The 18,938-nt window shown below is 66.3% G+C and carries 16 protein-coding genes; 13 read left to right on the top strand and 3 right to left on the bottom strand.

Annotated elements, in window-relative coordinates; genetic code table 11:
- Positions 1-70: 70 nt before the first annotated feature.
- The 10 genes from ACE3UY_RS05080 to ACE3UY_RS05035 all read left to right on the top strand — a co-directional run bounded on the left by ACE3UY_RS05080 (position 71) and on the right by ACE3UY_RS05035 (position 11,245).
- Positions 71-904: a zinc ribbon domain-containing protein gene (locus ACE3UY_RS05080; protein WP_374686468.1), complete on the top strand. Its 834-nt coding sequence runs from the start codon at positions 71-73 to the stop codon at positions 902-904.
- Positions 905-922: 18 nt separating this feature from the next.
- Positions 923-1,885 (top strand): zinc ribbon domain-containing protein, encoded by a 963-nt coding sequence (locus ACE3UY_RS05075; RefSeq protein WP_374686467.1) that lies wholly within the window; start codon positions 923-925, stop codon positions 1,883-1,885.
- Positions 1,886-1,979: 94 nt separating this feature from the next.
- Entirely contained in the window at positions 1,980-4,703 is a 2,724-nt protein-coding gene (locus tag ACE3UY_RS05070; RefSeq protein WP_374686466.1) for an ATP-binding protein, read from the top strand.
- A gap of 39 nt (positions 4,704-4,742) precedes the next feature.
- Positions 4,743-5,324, top strand: coding sequence for a zinc ribbon domain-containing protein (locus ACE3UY_RS05065; protein WP_374686465.1), 582 nt, complete (start codon positions 4,743-4,745; stop codon positions 5,322-5,324).
- 18 nt (positions 5,325-5,342) lie between these two features.
- Positions 5,343-6,065, top strand: coding sequence for a hypothetical protein (locus ACE3UY_RS05060; protein ID WP_374686464.1), 723 nt, complete (start codon positions 5,343-5,345; stop codon positions 6,063-6,065).
- Positions 6,066-6,095: 30 nt separating this feature from the next.
- Entirely contained in the window at positions 6,096-6,278 is a 183-nt protein-coding gene (locus ACE3UY_RS05055) for a hypothetical protein (protein ID WP_374686463.1), read from the top strand.
- A 34-nt stretch (positions 6,279-6,312) separates the two neighbouring features.
- Entirely contained in the window at positions 6,313-7,002 is a 690-nt protein-coding gene (locus ACE3UY_RS05050) for a zinc ribbon domain-containing protein (protein WP_374686462.1), read from the top strand.
- A gap of 18 nt (positions 7,003-7,020) precedes the next feature.
- On the top strand, positions 7,021-8,397 hold the full coding sequence (locus ACE3UY_RS05045) for a PPC domain-containing protein (protein WP_374686461.1): 1,377 nt from the start codon (positions 7,021-7,023) through the stop codon (positions 8,395-8,397).
- A 23-nt stretch (positions 8,398-8,420) separates the two neighbouring features.
- Entirely contained in the window at positions 8,421-10,055 is a 1,635-nt protein-coding gene (locus ACE3UY_RS05040; RefSeq protein WP_374686460.1) for a zinc-ribbon domain-containing protein, read from the top strand.
- A 2-nt stretch (positions 10,056-10,057) separates the two neighbouring features.
- A complete protein-coding gene (locus ACE3UY_RS05035; RefSeq protein WP_374686459.1) occupies positions 10,058-11,245 on the top strand; it encodes a zinc-ribbon domain-containing protein in 1,188 nt (395 codons plus the stop codon).
- A 165-nt stretch (positions 11,246-11,410) separates the two neighbouring features.
- Here the strand turns inward: ACE3UY_RS05035 and ACE3UY_RS05030 are convergent, their stop codons facing one another.
- From ACE3UY_RS05030 to ACE3UY_RS05020, 3 genes are all read right to left on the bottom strand, one after another.
- A complete protein-coding gene (locus tag ACE3UY_RS05030; RefSeq protein WP_374686458.1) occupies positions 11,411-11,800 on the bottom strand; it encodes a metallopeptidase family protein in 390 nt (129 codons plus the stop codon).
- A gap of 91 nt (positions 11,801-11,891) precedes the next feature.
- Positions 11,892-14,060, bottom strand: a complete 2,169-nt coding sequence (locus ACE3UY_RS05025) for a hypothetical protein (RefSeq protein WP_374686457.1) — start codon at positions 14,058-14,060, stop codon at positions 11,892-11,894.
- Positions 14,061-14,335: 275 nt separating this feature from the next.
- Positions 14,336-15,472 carry an inositol-3-phosphate synthase gene (locus ACE3UY_RS05020; RefSeq protein ID WP_374686456.1) on the bottom strand — a complete coding sequence of 379 codons (1,137 nt, stop codon included), beginning with the start codon at positions 15,470-15,472 and terminating at the stop codon, positions 14,336-14,338.
- Positions 15,473-15,586: 114 nt separating this feature from the next.
- On the opposite strand from ACE3UY_RS05020, the gene ACE3UY_RS05015 reads away from it, so the two are divergent.
- The 3 genes from ACE3UY_RS05015 to ACE3UY_RS05005 form a co-directional block, all read left to right on the top strand.
- Positions 15,587-16,846 carry an ATP-binding protein gene (locus tag ACE3UY_RS05015; RefSeq protein ID WP_374686455.1) on the top strand — a complete coding sequence of 420 codons (1,260 nt, stop codon included), beginning with the start codon at positions 15,587-15,589 and terminating at the stop codon, positions 16,844-16,846.
- 43 nt (positions 16,847-16,889) lie between these two features.
- Entirely contained in the window at positions 16,890-17,873 is a 984-nt protein-coding gene (locus tag ACE3UY_RS05010; RefSeq protein WP_374686454.1) for a carbohydrate kinase family protein, read from the top strand.
- Positions 17,874-17,875: 2 nt separating this feature from the next.
- On the top strand, positions 17,876-18,938 hold a 1,063-nt coding region (locus tag ACE3UY_RS05005; protein WP_374686453.1), incomplete at its 3' end, for a M20/M25/M40 family metallo-hydrolase.

Here is an 18,938-nt window from a genome sequence, read left to right as displayed (position 1 = left end):
ATGTGTCCAGCGTGTGCTGGAACTGTCTGTCCGCTGCGCCGGTTTGTTCGATCGCCACAGGAGGCCAGACGTGGCTCGACGAAACAGTCTACTTCTGTTGCTCCTCGCGTCCCTGACGTTATTGTTGGCCGCGTGCATGGCCGACATCGACCAGACGATCACCTTTCTGGCCGATGAACGATGGGAGGTCAACCTGCTGATCGCCTTCCCGGCCGAGGTCGCCCCGCTGGCCGCCGGCAGCGTCGATAGCGAGCTGACCACCCTGGAACAATCGATCGAAAGCCAGGGCGGCGCGCTGGACTGGGAGCGGCGCAATGACGAAAACGGGAACCTGACCTACACCGTGGACACCAGCGGCCAGGGGTACGACATGTTGCGCGACGTGGTCGGCGACGTTCAGGTGGCGACCGAGACGCGCAACGGCGAACGTGTCATCGCCTTCACCTACTTGCCCGGGTCGGACTTGGAGTTAGCCAGCAGCTACACCATGACGCTGGTCGGCGGCGAGATCATCTCCAGCAACGGGATCGAGACCGGCCGCGGCCAGGTGCAGTGGCAGAACCCCGCCGGGACGATGGAGGCCGTGCTGACGGAGCAGTCGGCGCTTGGCGCGAATTGGCTGCTGCCGGCGCTCATCGGGCTGGTCGTCCTGGCGCTGGTGGGCGCGGCGGTGTTCTTGCTGTCGCGGCGACGTTCGGCCGGGCGGGCCGCCGCGCCGGCCTGGAGCGCGCTGCCGCCCGAGGCGCCGCCCACCTACCTGACGCCGGAACCGCCGCGCCCCCCTACGCCCGCGGCCCCCGCCCCACCGGCCGGCCAGTTCTGCACCCAATGCGGCGCGTCCTTGCGGCCAGGAGCCAAGTTCTGCGCCGCCTGTGGCAACCCCGTCGCGCCCAAACCCTACTGAACCCTGGAGAACCGCCCCATGCTCTGCCCCAACTGCCACCAGGAGAACCGTTCCGATTCCCGCTTCTGCCAATTCTGCGGCGCGACGATGGCCGCCACCGGCCCGGCCGTCAGCCCAGCCGCATCACCTGCCCCGCCGGCTGTCCCTGCCCCCAAGTGGCCGCCGCCGGCCGCCGCGCCGGCGGCGACACCCGTCCCGGCGTCCACCCCCGCCCCGCCCGCCCGCGTCGGCGGCCAGCCTATCGGCCAGCTCGGCTCCGGCGGCACGACCCTCGGCAACATCTGGACGCCCTTCGCCGGCTATGGCACGCGCGGGCGGCACGCCTCCTGGCTGCTGGACAATCTGGGCCACCGCGCCAACGACCTGCACCAGGCCGTCACTGAGCGCTTCCAGCAGCGCGCCGTGCCCAACGCCGACATGGGCTGGCAGCAGTTGACCGCCCAGGGCATCATCGTGGAGCGGCGGCCGTTCTACTTCGTGCGCCGGGGTATCACCACCGTGGCCCTCTACATCGCCCAGTTCGGCCGCGACCTCTACATCTCTCAAGTGACCTACGTCAAAAGCCCCATCAGCAACCTGCGCGTCATCGTCCTGGCGCTGATGATCCTCTTCCAGCTATTCTTCATGTTCGGCTTCAGCAACGCCCTGGCCGGAACCGTCAGCACCGGCGCGTTCGGCCTGCCCAGTTTCGACTCGAGCGGCCTTATCTTCCTGCTGTGCTTCGTCGGCCCGCTGGCCTCGCTCAACATGCTGGCCCTGCTGCTGGGAGCCATCTTCAGCGTCTACAAGTACTTCACTGAAAAGGATATCCTCGCCATTTTGCGGCGGCGGTCGAACGAGTTCCAGCAGGATGACACCGTCGCCCTGGAAAAAGCAGTCGAAGAAACCGTCCGGCAAGCGCTGGACAAGATCGGCATCCCCACCAACGTCATGCCGCCGTCGGTCGAAGCCACCTACGGCTCCCGCCCGCGACTGATCTAGGGGCCAGGGGCTAGGGACTAGGGATAGGGACTAGACTTACACTGACCTACTGAATACTGAATACTGTTTACTGCTTACTGCTTACTGACCACCCATGCCCCTCCCCGCCCCCACCCCCCTCCACATTCTGCCGGCCCCCGCGGGGGGGCTAGAGACGGCGCTGTTCGGCTTCCAGTTGCCCTACCTGCCCGATTTCCTGACCGACTACACCCTGCTGGCCGACCGGCCGGCCGAACGTATCGGCGAGGCGTTGGGGCGCATGGTGCGCTTCGTCCTTGGCCTGCGCAAGTACCACGGCAGCGCCTACGCCCTACGCTACGTGGCCCGGCCGGAGCGAGGCCAGACGGACGTGTACGTGCTGGGCCGGCTGGCGGGGCCGCCGGGCCGCGTCCAGGCCACCGCCGCCCAGGCCGCAGCCGATCTGGCCGTCCATCTGGTGTCCCATCGACTGACCGCTCTGCCGTTGGCCGCCGGCCATGCCGAGGGGCAAGGCCCGGCCCTACGCGACGCCCTCTTCCCCTTCGACCGTCCGCCCACCGTGGTCGAGATCAGGCAGCAGGAGGACGTTGTGCCGCTGCTGACGATCCAGGAAGAAGCCTACGTCATCTACCCCTACTGGTCGCCGGCCGGGGCGTTCCTGGAGCCATTCGAGAGCCTGCTGCGCCAGCCCCATCCGGCGGCCATCAGCATCTACCTGGAGCCGACCGAACTGACGCCCGGCGAGCGCGCGGCCCTGTTCGAGGCCGCCCACCTGGCCGAGACGGTAGCCGACCTGGAGCGGCGCACCATGTCGGACGCGACCGCCCGGCGGCTGCGCGACCCCGGCGCGGAACTGGTCGGCCGCCTCTACAACGCCTATCGCAAATCGCTCGACGAGCCGTTCCTGCTGGTCGTCCAGGTGGCCGGGCCAGACCCCAACACCGTCTGGACGGTGGCCCGCGGCGTCGGCGCGGCCATCAGCGCCGCGCCCGACCTGACAGGCGTTGGGACGCCGGGCAGGTCTGGCGAGGCCGACAACCGCCGGCTGCCCAGCCAGGCCGAGGTCATCGTCCCGCGCACGGAAGCCGAGGCCGCCGCCGCCCGCCGCGCCTTCACCACGTTGACCTACCGCCCCTGGGCCCCCAGCCGGGCCACGCCGGGCAAGGAGCGTCTGCCCTATCTGGCCGGCGCGGAGGGCGCGGCGGCGGCCTTCCGCTTCCCCATCAGCGTGCGCGGCGGCGTGCCGGGCATCGCCGTGCGCCAGCCGCCGCCCGATTTCGAAGTTGGCCCGCGCCAGGACAGGGCGGCGGCCGACGAGTTGCACCTCGGCGCGCTGCGGCGCGGCGGCGCGGTCACCGTCAAGCTCAAGGCGCTCTCCCGCCACGGCCTCATCACCGGCTTCACCGGCTCCGGCAAGACCAACACCGTCCTCTACCTGCTCGACCAGTTGTGGCGGCGCCACCGGCTGCCCTTTCTGGTCATCGAGTCGGCCAAGAAGGAGTACCGCGGCCTGTTGCGCCAGCGCGGCTTCGAGTCGCTGCTCATCTTCACGTTGGGCGATGAGACGGCCGCTCCCTTCCGGCTGAACCCGTTCGAACTCATGCCCGGCGTCCGGCTGGAGGCGCATCTGGGCCGCCTGCAGACGTGCTTCAACGCCGCCCTGCCCCAGTTTGGCATCTTGCCCTCCATCATTCAGGAAAGTCTCGACCAGGTCTATCGCGACAAAGGCTGGCGCTTCACCGACCGTGGCGGCGAGAAGGACGCCCTCTTCCCGACCATGCGCGACTTCTTCCGCACCGCTGTGCGCGTCTCCGAAGGGCGCGGCTACGCCGGCGAGACGTACCAGAACATCCGCGCCGCCGTCGGCGGGCGCATCGGCGGGCTGCTGTTGCACAGCAAGGGGCGCATGTTCAACACCCAGCGCTCCTACCCGCTGGACGCGCTGATGAACCGCCCCGTCATCCTGGAACTGAATGACTTGAGCGCCGACGACAAGGCGCTGACGATGATGTTCCTGCTGATGCTGCTGCGTGAATACCGCGAGTTGCACCCCGCCGCCGGCCTGCAACACGTCACCGTCATCGAGGAAGCCCACAACGTGATGGGCAACGTGAAGGCCACCGGGCCTTCGGAGGTGTCGGCCGACACCAAGGGGCAGGCCGTCCAGGCCTTCGCCGACCTGCTGACCGAGGTGCGCGCCTATGGCGAGGGTATCCTCATCTCCGACCAGAGTCCGGAGAAGTTGCTGCCCGACGCCGTGCGCAACACCAACCTGCAAGTCGCCCACCAGTTGCGCGATGCTAAAGACCGCGAGGCCATCGGCCGGGCGCTCATCATGGACGAGGCGCAGCGCGACTACCTGGGCAAGTTGCGCGTGGGCGAGGCGGCCGTTTTCCTGACCGGCATGGAAAAGGCGACCTTCATGCAGGTTCCCCCCTACAAGGATGAGACGGGCATCGACCGGCCGGCGACCGACGCCGACGTGAGCGCCCACATGGCCCGCTACCTGGCCGAGCACCGCGCCGCCCACCTGCCGTTCGACGGCTGCCGCTTCTGCACCAGCCCGTGCCGCTACGTGGAACTGCTGGAGCCACAGACGCGCGAGCCGGAGCTGCACGAGCAGTTTGTGCTGGCCCTGCGCGGCTTCGACGAGCGGCCGGAGCCTGAGGCGTGGCCGGAGAACTGGCGGGCCGTGGCCGGCGTCTGCGCCCGAGCCGCCCGCGCCGCCGCCCAGAACCATCCCGATGCCGCCTACTGCTTCCTGGCCCAGGAGATCGATTTCCCGTTCACCGAGCACATGCGCCGGGAGTTTATCAAGGCTTATGAAAGCCTACCGTAGGGCAATTTGCCCAATCACCCAACAACAGGAGTAACTGAAATGAACACCGTTTCCTGTCCGAATTGTGGTCATCCGAACGCCGACACGGCCAAATTTTGCGCCAAGTGCGGCATGAAGCTGTCGCCGCCGGAGACACTCGTCTTCACCCCATCCGAACCAACCGGCGCGCGCGCCCCCGACCCCGCGCCCATCCCGCCGCCTGCCCGTCCCGCCGCGCCGCCCATGACACCTAAAGAACAGGCAGGCTTTTCACCGTCGCCCGCGCCCGCCTACACCCCACCGCCGGCCTTCACCCCGACCCCGGCCGCGCCCTACAGCCCGCCGGCAGCCGCCGGCCCAGTTAGCACGTCCGGCCATCGTTTTGTCGCCATGGGCACTATCGCCGGGCTGGCTAACATTCTGGCCGTCGTGTCGGCCGTGCTGGGCTTCCTGGGCGGGCTGATTTTCGGCTGGCAGGGCATCGGCGGCCCCATTGGCATTCTCGGTGGTCTGGTGTTGGGCGCCATTGCCGGCGCGCTGGGCTGGATTTACTGGCGGCTGCTGGGCGAAGCCATCTGGGTCATCCTGGACATTGAGTCCAACACGCGGCGGACGGCGGCGGCGTTGGAAGAGAGGCGGTAGCTAACAGGGAGGCGAACCATGTCAGAACGATTCACGCCATCTGAGGCGCAGGAAGCCAAGGAGCCGGTCAATAAGTCGTCAAGCCTGTCCAGTGCAGAACAGTCGAGCATTGAGCAGAAGATGAAACAACAACCGGCGCCAGGCAGCCTTGACCAGAAAATGAGCGGGGAAGATTGGCGCGGCGCTCCCCCGGACGCCGCGGGGGTCGCCCATTCGCCCGAACGGGTAGAGCACCGCCACCCGCGGGAGAGTGAGATAGAGAGGGAACCACGCACCATGCGGCCCGCGGCGCAACCGCCGGCCGACGATTCCGCAACCCCGCCAGCCGCGCCGTCGGACAGCAAAACGCCCCGCGATGCCGGCGCGCCGCCACGTGAACTGCCTCAAGCAAGCCAGTTGGGCGATGTTGGCATGAATTCGATGCAAGGCAAGAGCGTGGCGCAAGACCAGCACGCTTCGGGTGCTCACGCGAAAGCCGCGAACATGGAGGGTAAGCAAACGTTTCCCCCACCAGACGAGTTGCCAGACAGTAGCCGCTTCGCGCCGTTGGCGCCCGAGCTTAAGCTGGAGTTGTCCAACATTCAGAACATGCCGGTGGAACAACGCCGGGAGGCAATGGCCGACCTATTCAAGCGCGAGGGGAACACCCTGTCCCAGAATGCCGGCATCGCTCGCAATGGCGATGGCGTATGGGTAAAGGATGCTAGCGGCTTTGTTTGGAACATCGATTACAAAGAGTAGTGCAAAGCGCGCTACCATCAGGAGGCAAGCATGAGCGCGGAAACAGCAGCCATGAAACCCATCAGCGAAGGCGTAAAAACCGGCGTCAAAGAGACCGAAAAGCTCGTCAAAAAGCTCTGGTCGCTCATGGACGCCGCCGCGCGGAAGGAAGCGCCGGGCGAGTACCTCTCGTCGCCGGCCATCCGCAGCATCCAGGGCAAGCGGCCCCAGTAGGGGCGGGTTTGCAACCCGCCCGACAACGATTCGCATGAACACTTTCTTCGACAAAATGCGTTCCGGCGCGGGCAAGGCAGCCTTTGAGGCCGACAAGCTGCGGCGCGTCACCCTTATCCAGTCCGACCTGCGCGGGCTGCGGGATGAGTTCCAAAAGCTCTGCGCCCAGGCCGGCCAGGTCGCCTTCAGCCTCCACCAGCGCGGCCAGATCACCCCGCCCGAACTCCTGGCCGTCTGCGAGCAACTGGCCGCCCTGCACCGGCAGATGGGCGACAAGGAGGCCGAAGCCGACCGCATCCGCAATGAGCAGTACGTCGACGCGGGCGCGGCGCCGTCCGGCCCGGCGCTGCTGTGCCCCCAGGGGCACGGCCCCATCCCGCCGGGCGCGCGTTTCTGCCAGCTATGCGGCCAGCCGGGCGTGCCCGCCGGCGGGTGGGCTTCTCCGCCCGCCGCCGCCGTCTGCGCCACCTGCGGCGACGCGCTGACGCCCGACTCCATCTTTTGCGCCAATTGCGGCGCGCCCGTCGGCGGCGCTCGGCCCCCCAGCCCACCGCCCCCGCCCCGGCCGCCCGCCGCCGGCCTGCCGGCCACCGTAAAGCTGGGCGGCGGGCCAAGCGGCCCGCCCGCGCCCGCGCTCTGCCCGTCGTGCGCCGCCCCACTCGACGATCCCGGCGCGGCGACTTGCCCGACCTGCGGTTACCCCTTGAAACGCCCACCCGGCTGATCGCTGCTCAGAGACATCATGGCCCGTCGCACCATCCCACTCCTCTTCCTGCTGCTCCTCCTGCCGCTGCCCCTGCGCGCCGGGCAGACCCGCCAAGATCATCTCGAAGTCGCCATCGAGCCGGCCTACGCCGCGCCAGGCGACACCGTCCAGGTGATCATCAAGAACTTCAACTGGGGCCAGACGGCGCGGCTGAATGTCGCGCTGGTCAACGGCCGCGACAGCGGCGGCGCGCAACCCCTGACGGCCGACGCCCCGCTGAAGCTTGGGCCGCGCCGGCGCGCCTCACTGGCCGCCACGCCCGATGCGGCTGGCCTCTGGACGGTTCAGCCCACCGGCGAGTGGATCTTCGGCCCGGCCATCACCGCCCCCTCGGCCGCCCTCCTCGTCGTCACCCCCGGCTCCTCCGGCGGCGTCATCGGCCCCAATGAGGCCGTTGAGGGCGTGATCGTCCCCGACGAAGAGGCGGGCAGCGGTTTCGGGGCCTGGGTGCTCGATCTGGCCGAGGAGACGCCGGTCAGTTTCCAGATCGCCTGGGGCAGCGCGCATGAGGACGATTACCTGAGCGTCCTCGACAGCGCGGGCGATTCGATCGCCGGCGGCCGGAGCTACATCCCCGCCGTGACCCTGTCGCCGGGCCGCTACTTGATCGCGCCCCAGAGCGAGGTGGAACAGTCCTATACCCTCACCCTCGCGCCCGGCCTCAGCGGCGACAACGAGGACGGCGTGACCCTCCAGCCCGGCGCGCTGTTCGCCGGCCTGCTCGCGCCGCGCGCCGACCAGGATGCATTCACCCTCGCCGCCGCGCCGGGCGACGTTCTGTTCCTGGCCCTGAACGCTGCGACGGACACGCTCGATCCCCAGCTGACCCTGCTCGACCCCGCCGGCAATGAGGTCGCCATGAACGACGATGTGCAGGGCTACAACGCGGCCCTGTCCTACGTCGCGCCCATACCCGGCAACTACACCGTGCGCGCCGCCAGCGCCGGCGGCAACTCCGAAGGCGAATACACACTGGAGTTCGCGCTCGACCCGGAGATGGCTCGCCTCCAGCCGCCAACCGTCCTGCCTCTCGGCGGCAGCGCCAACGGCCAGATGCCGCCGGACGGGGCAGAGGCGTGGCGCTTCGCGGGCGCGGCCGGCGACAGCGTCGGCATTCTCGTGCAAAGCGCCGGCGAGGGCTTCGACCCATTGCTGACGCTCTATGGCCCGGACGGAAGCCAGCTGGCTCAGGTTGACGATACGCAAGGCTCCGCCAACCCGCTCAACCCGCTGCTCAATACTGAACTGCCGGCCGATGGCTACTACACCATCGTCGTCAGTTCCTATGGCGGCGGGGGCGGCGCCTACACCTTGACCCTCAGCGCCGCACCGCTGCCCACGCCGGCCCCTTAGGCTGGCCGCTAACAGGAGAGAGTATGAAGTGCCCACACTGCCAAAGCGAAGTCCGCGACACCGCCAGGTTCTGCCCCTCCTGCGGCCAACGGATCGAGGCGTCGAAGGCCACGGAGATGATCCGGCCCAAGCCCGGCGAACCGCCCGGCGGTCAACTGCCCGGCGGCGCGTCGCCCGCCCGCACCCCACCTGCCTATACCCCGCCGGCCTACACGCCGCCCGCCTACACGCCGCCGGTGGACTATAGCGCGGTTCCTCAGCCCATCACGCCGGCCCCCGCAGCTAAAGCGACCCGCCGCCTACCTTGGCCGCTGCTCGGCGTGGCGGCGGTGGTGCTGCTGCTGGTCGGAGCGGCGGCGTGGTTCTTCCTGCTGCGCGGCGGTGGGGGCAGCGCGGCTGTGCCCGAAGGCGACCGGCTGCTCCTCTCCGTCAGCCCCGATGGCCTCTACGCTGATGAGACGTTGGCGGCCATCGCGCCCGATGGAGCCGACTATCAGGAGGTGGCCTTCGACCGGGATGGGTTGGACGTTCTCAGTTATCTGGACAACCCCAACGCTTTTGTGGCCCGCGACGGGCAATGGTTGGCCATGACACGCCAGAACAACGACGGCTGGGAGTTGTCGCTCGCGCCCACCGACGGCGGCGTGGAGCTGTTCAACGACCCCGACTTTCAGGGGACGGCCGCCTTCGCCCCCGACAGCAGCGCCTTCGCCTATACGCGCGTCAGCGTGGACGAAGACAACGGCGACGGGACCATCACCCTGGTCGTCGTGGATCGCGAGGGCAACGAGATCGTCAGCCGGCCCGACCTCGTCTTTGCGGACTTCTTTGCCAGCGGCGACCGCCTCCTGGCTGCCCAGACGGATGAAGAGGGGCTGCTCAGCCATCTCGTCACGCTCGACCTGCCCGACGGCGAGCCGCAGGTCGTGGTCGATCTGGCCGACAGCACGAACGACGTTCAACCCTTCGTCCTGGACAACGCCATCTACTACCGGCACGACGACGAACTGCGCCGGGTGGACGCGGCCGGCGAGAACAGGGAGACCGTCTACCGCTTCGAGAGCGACAGCCCCTACATCATGCGCCTGCCCGGCGAGAACGATCACCTATTCCTCTTCGAGCGCTTCACCGACGAGTTAATGGGCGAGTTGATGGTCATCACGCTGCCCGAAGGCGACCGCGTGCGCCTCGACGAAGAGGCGGTCATCTTGCCGTCCGAGGGTGGGCCGCTCAGCCCTACGCTGGCCCTGTCGGCCGGCGGCCAGCTCGCCTACGCCACCGGCGAGGCGGGCGACCGCTCCCTCTACGTCGCCAACCTCGACGGCAGCGACCGCAAGCGCGTCGCCACCGATCTGGCCTGGGTTAACTTCGGCTTCGCGCCCGATAGCGGCCACCTGGCCTACGTGGCCGGAGAGGATATTTACAGCACTGGCGACCTCTACGTGATGGAACTGCCGGATGGCAACGCGACCCGCATCGACGATGGCGTCTGGTCGTTCCTGATCGGCGACGGCCGCGTCTACTACACCACGGTCGATGACCCGCAGAGCGACAGCGCTGAGTCGGTAGTGCGCCGCGCTGCGCTGAACGGCGACGACAACGAGAGCATCTACGGGCCGGAGGATGGCTTGTTGACCTTGCTCAGCCCGGTGAGGTGATCATGAGCCGCTGCTCTGTCTGCGGTCGCCCGAACCCGTCTGAGGCCAGCTTCTGCATCTATTGCGGCGCGTCGCTAACCCCGGCGCGGCGCGGACGGTCGCGGCTATTGGGATTGGGGCTGAGCGTGTTGGCGCTGGTAGCAGGCGCGGCGCTCTTCCTGCTCTGGGATCGCTTCATGCCCCCCTCGGAGACTCCACCCGCGCCGACCGTCCTGGCCGCGACAACCAGGGGGAGTGAAGCGCCGGCAGCCACCAGTGAGGGGCAGCCAACACCCTTGCCAGCCGCGCCAAGTGGCGACGCCCCACCCACCAAGACCGTCGCGCCGCCGCCCACGCTGGCCCCCTCGCCCACACCCCCGCCGACCGCCACGCCCGCCCCGCCGGCCGATGAGATCGTCTTCCAATCCAACCGCGACGGCGACTACGAGATCTACATCATGGCTCTTGACGGCGGCAACCTGCGCCAGCTGACCGACAACCCATTCGCCGACGAGTTCCCTCGCGTCTCGCCCGACGGCCGCCGCATCGCCTTCCAGTCTGACCGGGATGGCAACCAGGAGATTTACGTGATGAACCGCGACGGCAGCGGCGCGACGCGGCTGACCAGCGAGCCGGCGCGCGACCGCCTGCCCGCCTGGTCGCCCGACGGGACGCAGGTGGTCTTCACCAGCGAGCGCAGCGGCGCGGCCGACCTCTACATCGTCAACGCCGACGGCAGCGGCCTGCGCCAGGTGACCAGCACGCCTGAACGCGACGGGCACGTGGCCTGGTCGGTGAATGGCCGGTTGGTCTACAACGTCACGGTCGGCAACGTCTTTCAGGTGTTCGCGTGCAACGCCGATGGGTCGGGCGAGCAGCGGTTGACCAACTCCGCCGTCGATGAGTGGTCGGCCGAGTGGTCGCCCGACGGCCAGACGATCCTCTTCCTGACCGAACGGGAGCACAGCACGCATCCGGCCATCTACGTCATGAACGCGGACGGCGGCAATCCCCGCCGCCTCTATGACAGCGAGCGCTACGAATGGTCGCCGGTCTGGTCGGCCGACAGCCGCTATGTGCTGTTCAGCGTCAGCGCCAGCGGCGGCGACAATGAGCAGGACGACATCTACATCATGAATGCCGACGGCGCTAATCCTCGCCTGCTCATGCAGCGCGGCTCGTATCCCTCCTGGGCCGTCGCCTTCAGATAAGAGGAGGTATCCACAGATTTCACAGATTTCACAGATTGAGGAAGAAGCTCACGCAAAGCACGCCAAGTTTGCCAAGAAGGCAAAGAAGAATCAATCTTTTTGCCTTCTTGGCAAACTTGGCGTACTTTGCGTGAGCCTCTCAATCTGTGAAATCTGTGGATTCTCTTAATACGCCCCAAGTTCCTCTAGGCGATCGTCATCAATCCCGAAGTGGTGGGCGATCTCGTGGATGACCGTGTGGCGCACTTCCTCGCGCACACGGTCGAGATACTCCCCCTCCGCCCACTCGGCCGCGGCCCGCTCGATGGGAATCTGGAACAGGGTGATCGTGTCCGGCGGGGCCAGGTTATACCCCTGGCCGCGCTCCGTCAACGGAATACCACGGTAGAGGCCGAGCAGCGTGTCGCCCGGCGGCACGCGCATGTCGCGCAACAAACGGCGCGACGGCTGCGGCTCCACCAGGATGACCACGTTGTCCATCTGCGCCTGGAAAAACGGCGGCAAGTCGTCCAGCGCCTCGCCGACGAGTTCCTCGAATTGACTTTCGCTCAACATAATTCAATTAGGAATTAGGAACTAGGAATTAAGAATTAGGAATGCGCTCGCATAGTTGAGTGTACTGTCTTTAATTCCTAATTCCTAATTCCTATTTTCCGAAAGCCGCTGGCCCATACGAATGGTAGTCCAGCGCCGCCAGTTCTTCATAGACCACCACCACCGTGCGCAGCGCCGCCGGCATCGTCACCCGATTCACCATCGCGCCGCTAGCGTCAGCATCCGTGCCCTCCCAGCCGCCGACGTAGGCGCCGTTCGCCGGAGCCGCGGTCAGGGTGACGACCTCGCCCAATACGTAGTTGCCCGGCGGGCACGACTCCGACTGCGCGGGCGACGGCGTCGGGTCGCCGCCCCGACCGCGGTGCTCCAGCGACAGCCGGAAGCAGGTCGGCGTGCCGGCCTCGTAGTTCACCGTGACCACGTGGTCGCCGGCCGGCATGGTGGCCGTGTTGCTGAGCGTATGCGCGGCGTCGTTGGCCGTGCCCTGCCACGATCCCACGCTCCAGCCCGCCGCCGGGGCCGCCCGCAGTGTCAGCGCCTGCCCCTCGGTGTAGAACCCGCCCGGGCAGCCGCCGGAGTTGGCCGGCGAGGCCGTTGGATCAGACCCCGAGCCGGCATGCACCAGCGTCAGCTTGTGGCAGGTAGGCTGCACCTGGGCGTAGATGACCGCCGCCAGATGGCTGTTGGCCGGCATGGTCAGGCTGTTGGTGGTCGACGGGCTGCTGTCGTCGACCGTGCCGCTCCAGCCGATGATCCCCCAGCCGGCGGCGGGGCTGGCCGACAGGCCGACCACCGCGCCGGCATTGTACTGCCCCGCCGGGCAGCCGGCCGATTGGGCCGGCGTCGCCACCGGGTCGGAACCGCTACCGCTGTGGGTCAATTGCAGCGGGTAGCAGTCAGTGCTCCCGCCCCCACCCCCCTCGCTCGCCCGCACGTAGATGTCCGGGTCGCCATCGCTGAAGTCCTGCCAGACCATATAGACCCGGCCGGCGCTGTCCACGGCCGGATAGGGCTGCATCGAGGGGCCGCCGTTATCACTGACACCCCCTTTGCCAGCCGACCCCTCGCCGATCTCTTCCCACGACTGGCCGTTCCACCGCCGGATGTAGACTTCTTCATCGCCGTCCGAGCCGTCGCTCCAGGCCACGTAGGGCTTGCCGCCCGGGCCGAGCGTCAGGGCGACATCTTGCACCTGCCCCTTCGTGTTGCTGATGCCGCGCCCAGAGGCGGAGTCCCGGCCCATCTCGGCCCAGCTCGTCCCGTTCCAGCGACGCACGTAGACCTGGTAGACGCCATCGTCGTCATGGTCATCTTCCACCTCCTCGGCCCAGGCGGCGTAAATAGAGCCATCAGGCGCGGCGGCCAGGTGGCGCAGGCGCGAGTGGCCGTCGCCGGGGCTGATCCCGTCGCCGCCGGCTGAGTCTGTCCCCAGCGCCACCCAGCTCTCACCATCGAACTGGCGAACGTAGACGTCGGTGTCGCCATCGCTGGCGTCAGTCCAGCCCACCACCGGCCGGCCGGCCGAATTGACGACGATAGAGGGGTGAGTAGAGTCGCGGCTGTTGCGACTGACGCCCTCGCCGGTGGCCGAACCGCTGCCCACTTCTTCCCAACGGCCATTGACGAAGGCGCGCACATACACGTCCCAGTCGAAACCGCCGAGATCCTGCCAGGCCAGCAGGATCACGCCGGTCGGATGCACGGCGAGGGTGGGCTGCGCCGAGCCGAACAGATTGTTGCTGACGCCGCTGCCCGAGGCCGAACCGCTGCCCACCTCGACCCAGGCAGAGCCATTCCAGCGCCGGACGTAAATCTCCGAGTCCCACGAGGTGTACTCCGCCCAGGCCAGATAGATCGAGCCGTCGGGCGCGGCGGCCAATGCCGGCTGGCGCGAGTCGCCCTCGGTGTTGCTGACGCCGCCGCCGGAGGCCGAGCCGCTGCCCACCTCTTCCCAGTTGTTGTTGCGCCAGCGGCGCACGTAGATTTCGGCGTCGCCATCCGACCAGTCGCCCCAGGCGACGAAGAGGGAGCCATCGGCGGCGATGACCGCGGTCGGGCGATAGGAGTCAACGTCGTTGCGGCTGATGCCGCCATCGGTGGCCGAGCCGCTGCCCAGCTCGACCCAACCGGCGTTGGACGGGCGGGAGTCGGCGCTGCCCAGTGCGCCGGCCGGCGCGCCGGCGCTCAGCCAGGCGGCCCCCAGCGCAAGTATGGGTAATAGGAACCTGCGCCATCGTGCGTTGCGTATTGCGTTGAACATGGGTTGTTCTCCCAGTCTGTTTTTCTTCCCTCCTTCCTAATTTGATCCGCCCCGTTACGTGTCTTCTAGCAGTATAGTCACGATGGCGTCAGGCTCAAGAGCCTATCTACTTAGTTGGCATTCTGTTAAGGGACTTTTCACGGTAACCTAACGCCCGCGCCATGTCACCCACCCCAAACAAAACCGGGCGTCCGTGGGACGCCCGGCTCAAGTAGGGGCAGACCTGCGTGTCTGCCCTAGCGCCCTGGGGCAGACACGCAGGTCTGCCCCTACGACTACTCCGCCATCACAAACTTGCCATCCGGTTCCGGCTCCGGCGTGGCGTCGGCCGGGCGGGGCTGCGCGTTGATGAACTCCTGCACCTGGCGGTGCGCCTCATCGTCGGTGAACTGCACCGGCGGCGATTTCATGAAGTAGGACGACGGCGCGACCAGCGCCCCGCCGATGCCCCGGTCGAGGGCCAGCTTGGCGCAGCGCACGGCGTCGATGATGACGCCGGCCGAGTTGGGCGAGTCCCACACCTCCAGCTTCAGTTCCAGTTGCAACGGCACGTCGCCGAAGGCGCGCCCTTCCATGCGGATGTGGCACCACTTGCGGTCGGTCAGCCAGGGCACATAGTCGCTCGGCCCCACGTGGACGTTGTCGACGCCCAGGTCATAGGGCAGCTGGCTGGTGACGGCGTTGGTCTTGGAGATCTTCTTGCTCTCCAGACGTTCGCGTTCGAGCATGTTGAGGAAGTCGGTGTTGCCGCCGAAGTTGAGCTGATAGGTGCGGTCGACGTGCACGCCGCGGTCCACGAACAGCGAGGTCAACACGCGGTGCACAATGGTCGCGCCCACCTGCGACTTGATGTCATCGCCGAGGATCGGCAGACCCGCATCGCGGAAGCGCTTGCCCCAGTATTCAGACGAGGCGATGAACACGGGGATGCCATTGACGAAGGCGCAGCCCGCTTCGAGCGCCTGCTCAACGTACCACTTGGTGGCCATCTCGGAGCCCACAGGCAGGAAATTGACCACCACGTCAGTCTTGGTTTCCTTCAACAGGCCGACGATGTCGGCTGTGGGACCAGGCGCCTTGGTGATGACCTGCGAGAGGTACTTGCCCAGGCCGTCGTGGGTCATGCCGCGCACCACGGGCACGTTCAGGTTCGGCACGTCTGAGAACTTGTAAGTATTGTTCGGCTCGGCGAAGATCGCCTCCGAAAGGTCCTTGCCAACCTTGGTCACGTTGACATCGATGCCAATCGTGAACTCAATGTCGCTGAGGTGGTAGCCGCCCATGCGGGCATGCATGATGCCTGGAATGATCGCATCATCCTTGGCGTTCTTGTAGAATTGCACACCCTGAACCAGCGACGAAGCGCAGTTTCCCACGCCAATGATGGCCACGCGTACCTTTTTATTTGCCATGAAGCCTATCTCCTTCGATATGGTTTTCAAAATTGTTTTTGATCTGCATCACAAAACCAAATTACCGATTGGCCTGTGATGTATAATCTTACTGTAATAGACGGATTATTGCCCATGCCCCTCGCACCCAATCATCGACTTGAACGCCTCATCGATCTGACCCGCGGCCTGACCAGCACGCTGGACGTGCAGACCTACCTGCAATCCCTGCTCTCCGCCGCCGTGGAATTGACTGACAGCGAAACGGCCTCGATCCTCGAATACGACCGTGAAGCCAACGAACTGCGCTTCCGCGCCGTGCCCTGGTTCCACAGTGAGGCGCTGGACTCAATCTATGTGCCGCTCGATAATAGCATGGCGGGCTGGGTGGTGCGCAAGGCCGCCCCGCTCATCATCGATGATATCAGCCAGGATAAGCGTCATTTCCGTCAGGTGGATACGGCAAGCGATTTCGAGACGCGCTCCCTGCTGGCTGTCCCGCTCAAACAGCATGATAAAGTTCTAGGGGTCTTTGAAACACTCAACAAATCGAACGACGCCCATTATACCGAGGAAGATGTCGCAATTCTAGAGACGCTGGCGTCATTGGCCCTTTCAGCCATACAGACCGACACGCGTGAGAGGCGCATCAAGGCGTATTACAACGAGGTCGCTGAACTGGACCGTCTCAAGAATGACTTCATTGCCATCACCTCGCACGAGCTGCGCACTCCGCTCGGATTGATCCTGGGGCACGCCACCTTCCTCAAGGAACTGCTTGGCAACCAGTACAACGAGCAGGTGGAGGCCATCATCCGCAACGCCACCAGGCTCAAAGAGATCACCGAAAGCCTGTCCAACGTGGACAACTATCAGGCGGGCACAGCACGCATCCGCCAGAACAAGGCATCGATCGCGCGCATCGTCAAAGAGGTGGCCTCCTCCTACCTGGATATTGCCAGGCGCAAGAACATCAACCTGCGCGTCGAGATCAGCAATGATGAACTGCTGGTCGAAGTGGACAGCAACAAGGTCGCCATCGTGGTCAGCAACCTGATCAAGAATGCCATCACCTTTACCGACACGGGCGGACAGGTGCTGGTCACTGCAGAACAGGTGCCCGAATACATCAAGGTCTCGGTCATCGACAACGGCATCGGCATCCCGCCCGCCGACCTGCCGCGCATCTTCGAGCGTTTCTTCCAGGTCGAGTCGCACCTCACCCGCCGCCACGGCGGCATGGGGCTGGGACTCTCGGTGGCCAAGGCCATGATCGAAATGCACGGCGGCCGCATCTGGGCCGAAAGCGTGGCGGGGCGCGGCAGCAACTTCACCTTCCTGCTGCCTCTCAACCCGCAGACCCAGCGGCTCGTTTCAAAAGTTCCCGCGGAATAAAAACATCACAACCAATCGCTCTTCTCCTAAACCAGCAAAATCCATGGAAACCACCTACGTCATTGCCGGGCGCTTTGCGCGCGAATACATTCTGCCCCCTGTGGGACAAGCACTGATCGACCACCCGGGCGGCGACCTGCTCTACGCCGCGGGCGGCCTCTCCGTGTGGGAGGGCAACATCGGCCTGGTCTCACGCGTGGGCGAGGACCTGCCGCGTCAGTGGCTGCAAGACCTGCAAAAGCGCAGCTTCGACACGCGCGGAATTCGCGTGCTGCCACAGGGCGTGGACCTGCGCGACTTTATCGCCTACACCGATTTCGATCACCGCAGCCACAACAGCCCCGTCTCGCATTTTGCGCGGCGCGAGATGACCTTCCCCAAATCGCTGCTGGGCTATCAGCCCAACCAGGTCAACCCGCTGCGCACGCCCTCCGTCAGCGACATTCCACGCGAATACCTGTACGCGCGCGCGGTGCATATCTGCCCGATGGACGTCACCGCGCAGAGTCAACTGGTGGCGGCCTTCAAGGGCGGATCGGTCACCAGCATCAGCCTGGACCCCGCGCCTGAAACCATGAAACCCGTCTTCTTCAAGGACTTGCGCCTGATGCTGCAAGGCGTGACGCTGTTCATGCCCTCGGAAGATGAACTGCGCTCGCTCTTCTGGGGCGAGACCCACGACCTGTGGGAGATGATCGACGCCATCAGCCCGTTCGGCTGCGAGGCCGTCATTGTCAAGCGCGGCTCACAGGGGCAGCTTGTGTACGATGTGCCAGGCAAGCATCGCTGGGAGGTGCCCGCCTACTCGGCGCGCCTGGCCGACCCGACGGGCGTGGGCAGCGCCTTCAGCGGCGGATGCCTGGCGGGTTATCAGAAAACCTTCCATCCGCTGGATGCGACTCTGTACGGCAGTATTTCCGCCTCGTTGAAACTGGAAGGCAGCGGCCCGTTCTACCCCATGGACGTGATGCCAGGGTTGACCGAGGCGCGCCTGCAAGCTCTCAAAGACCTGGTCAGAAAGGTGTAACCATGCGCGACAGAATTCTCGAACTTGCCATTGCCGTCCAACAGGTAGCAGCGCCTACCTTCGAGGAGAAGGCGCGCGCCGATTTTGTGCAGGCCACATTCAACGAACTGAACCTGCTGGATGTCTCGCAGGATGAACTGGGCAACGTGTACGGGCGGCTGGCGGGGGATGGCGCGGGCGACCCGCTGGTGGCGGTCGCTCACCTGGATACGGTCTTTCCAAACGGGACCAGCCTGGAGGTCCGCGAAGAAGGGGACAAGGTCTACGGCCCAGGGCTGGGAGATAACTCTGTGGGGGTGGCGGCGCTAGTCGAGTTGGCACATCTGATCCGCCAGCGCAAGATCGAACTGGGCGGGGACCTGTGGCTGGTGGCCGATGTGGGCGAGGAGGGGCTGGGCGACCTGCGCGGGATGCGCAAGGTGGTCGAGCGGTTCGGCGCGCAGGTGCAGGGCTATCTGATCATCGAGGGACTGGCGCTGGGACACGTCTATCACCGCGCGATCGGCGTGCGGCGCTATCGCGTCACTGCGCGGACGGCGGGCGGGCACTCGTGGTCGGACTACGGCCAGCCGTCGGCGGTGCATGAACTGGCGCGGCTGGTGACGCAGATCACGGCGCTGCATGTGCCCGTCACGCCGCGCACCACGTTGAATGTGGGCGTCATCGCGGGCGGCACGACCATCAACACGCTGGCCGAGGAAGCCTGGTTCGAGCTGGACCTGCGCTCGGAGAACGCGGACAGTCTGGCCATCCTGAACGAGCAGGTGCAGAAGTTGATCGCGGCGGCCAACCGCCCTGGCGTGAGCGTGGAGAGCAGGCCCATCGGCCAGCGCCCCGCAGGCGAGATCGCCGTGCATCATCCGCTGATACAACTGGGCATACGCTGCCTCGAACAGCAGGGACTGAGCGGCAGCCTGACGGCAGGCTCCACCGACGCGAATATCCCGCTCAGCATGGGCATCCCTGCCGTGGTGCTGGGTGTGACCACAGGCGGCGGCGCGCACACCAAACGCGAGTTCATCCTCAGCGAACCCATCGAGCAGGGCATGAATCAACTGGTGTGTT

The organism is Promineifilum sp. (SeqCode) (genome assembly GCF_041918635.1).
Taxonomy (GTDB): Bacteria; Chloroflexota; Anaerolineae; order Promineifilales; family Promineifilaceae; genus Promineifilum.
The sequence above is the reverse complement of the archived record's forward strand: the minus strand, read 5'-3'. Positions and strand labels throughout refer to the sequence as shown.